The organism is Streptomyces sp. NRRL B-24572 (assembly GCF_002156145.1).
In the GTDB taxonomy this organism is placed as follows: domain Bacteria; phylum Actinomycetota; class Actinomycetes; order Streptomycetales; family Streptomycetaceae; genus Streptomyces; species Streptomyces vietnamensis.
Genome location: NZ_MWIG01000986.1, coordinates 1 through 2048 on the forward strand (window position 1 = coordinate 1; position 2048 = coordinate 2048).

Annotated in this window: 2 protein-coding genes and 1 pseudogene; all 3 read left to right on the top strand. The window is 71.7% G+C overall.

The window, feature by feature from the left end:
- Window positions 1-512, top strand: a 512-nt coding sequence (locus tag CCN56_RS39205; protein WP_218779503.1) for a hypothetical protein, incomplete at its 5' end; no start/stop codon positions are given.
- Between the two features lie 50 nt (window positions 513-562).
- On the top strand, window positions 563-1795 hold the full coding sequence (locus CCN56_RS39210; protein ID WP_086832377.1) for an arginine deiminase: 1233 nt from the start codon (window positions 563-565) through the stop codon (window positions 1793-1795).
- 109 nt (window positions 1796-1904) lie between these two features.
- Window positions 1905-2048 (top strand): annotated as a pseudogene (locus tag CCN56_RS45350) (ornithine carbamoyltransferase subunit F); the annotation flags it as partial.

The window sequence follows — 2048 nt, forward strand, 5'->3', positions numbered from 1 at the left end:
CCTCGCAGAGCTCCCGGCGCAGCGGATACCCCCAGGACGGCAGGCGCCGGGAGCTCTGCGAGGTGGTCATCCACAGAGAGCTGTGGGCCGTCGCCCCGCCCGCCGCGCGGAACGACCCCGAGGCGCCGGCGGAGGGGCTGCGCGCGGCCAACGCCGCCGAGCTGCACCGCTGGGCGGTCCGCCCGCTGCTCGGCCGGGGCGACGCCCCGGTCGGCACGGTCGCCGAGCTGCTCTCGCGGCTCCGGACGAGCCCGGAGCCGTCCGCCCGGGAGGCGTTCTGGCTGATCGTGGACGGGGAGCGGCCGGGCCTGCCGGACGCGGTCTGGCTGACGCTCCTGAAGGAGGCGTACGGCGTGCCGCGCACCGCGCACCGCCCGGCGGGACCCCCGCTCGCCCACCCGGACGACCCCGGCAGCGGCTACACCCGCCGTTTCCTGCGCCGCGCCGCGCTGCTGATCGGAGGTCTGGTGGTCGCGATCGTCCTGATCGGCATGGCCCAGTGGGTCACGTGACCCGTGTCGAAAGGCGGGCCGGGGCCGCCCGGCTCCGTCAGGATGGGCGTATGGGATTCCATGTCGATTCCGAGACCGGGCGGCTTCGCCGCGTCATCCTGCACCGGCCCGATCTGGAGCTGAAGCGGCTCACCCCGTCCAACAAGGACGCCCTCCTCTTCGACGACGTGCTGTGGGTCCGGCGGGCCCGGCAGGAGCACGACGGTTTCGCCGACGTGCTGCGAGACCGGGGGGTGGAGGTGCACCTCTTCGGGGACCTGCTGCGCGAGTCCCTGGAGGTCCCGGCGGCCCGCGCGCTGGTCCTCGACCGGGTCTTCGACGAGAAGGAGTACGGGCCGCTGGCCACCGACCACCTCCGCGCGGCCTTCGACTCGCTGGACGCCGCCGTGCTGGGCGAGGCGCTGGTCGGCGGGATGACGAAGCGGGAGTTCCTGGCGGCGTTCCGGGAGCCGACCTCGGTCCGCTTCCACGCGCTCGACCTGGACGACTTCGTCCTCGGCCCGCTGCCGAACCACCTCTTCACCCGGGACACCTCGGCCTGGATCTACGACGGCGTCTCGATCAACGCGATGCGCTGGCCGGCCCGGCAGCGCGAGACGGTGCACTTCGAGGCGATCTACAAGCACCATCCGCTGTTCACGGGCCCGGAGGCGGGTCCCTTCCACCACTGGTCGGAGGGACAGGCGGACTATCCGTCGACGATCGAGGGCGGTGACGTCCTCGTCATCGGCAACGGCGCCGTGCTGATCGGGATGAGCGAGCGGACCACGCCGCAGGCGGTGGAGATGCTGGCCCGTGGAATGTTCGCGGCGGGTTCGGCGCGCACGATCATCGCGCTCGACATGCCGAAGCGGCGGGCGTTCATGCACCTGGACACGGTGATGACGATGGTGGACCAGGACGTGTTCACGCAGTACGCGGGGCTCGGCATGCTCCGCTCGTACACGATCGAACCGGGCGACGCGGGGCAGTCCCTGCGGGTCACCGACCATCCGCCGGAGCAGATGCACAGCGCCATCGCGGCGGCCCTCGGGCTCCAGGACATCCGGGTGCTCACGGCGACCCAGGACGTGCACGCGGCGGAGCGCGAGCAGTGGGACGACGGGTGCAACGTGCTGGCGGTGGAGCCGGGGGTGGTCGTCGCGTACGAGCGGAACGTCACGACGAACACGCATCTGCGCAAGCAGGGCATCGAGGTGATCGAGATCCCCGGGAGCGAGCTGGGCCGGGGGAGGGGCGGTCCGCGCTGCATGAGCTGTCCGGTGGAGCGGGACGCCGTCTGAGCACCACGGGCGGGAGGGGGAGGGGGCTGTATATAAATGTTGAAGTGTGTATACACTTCCAGAGTCCCGACCGTCGTCCTCCCGACCCGTACCCACAGGAGCACGTCCCATGGCCACTGACCTCATCGGCCGCCACTTCCTCAAGGAGCTGGACTTCACCGCCGAGGAGTTCCGCGGCCTGATCGCGCTCGCCGCCGAGCTCAAGGCCGCCAAGAAGGCGGGCACCGAGGTGCAGCGGCTGCGCGGCCGGAAC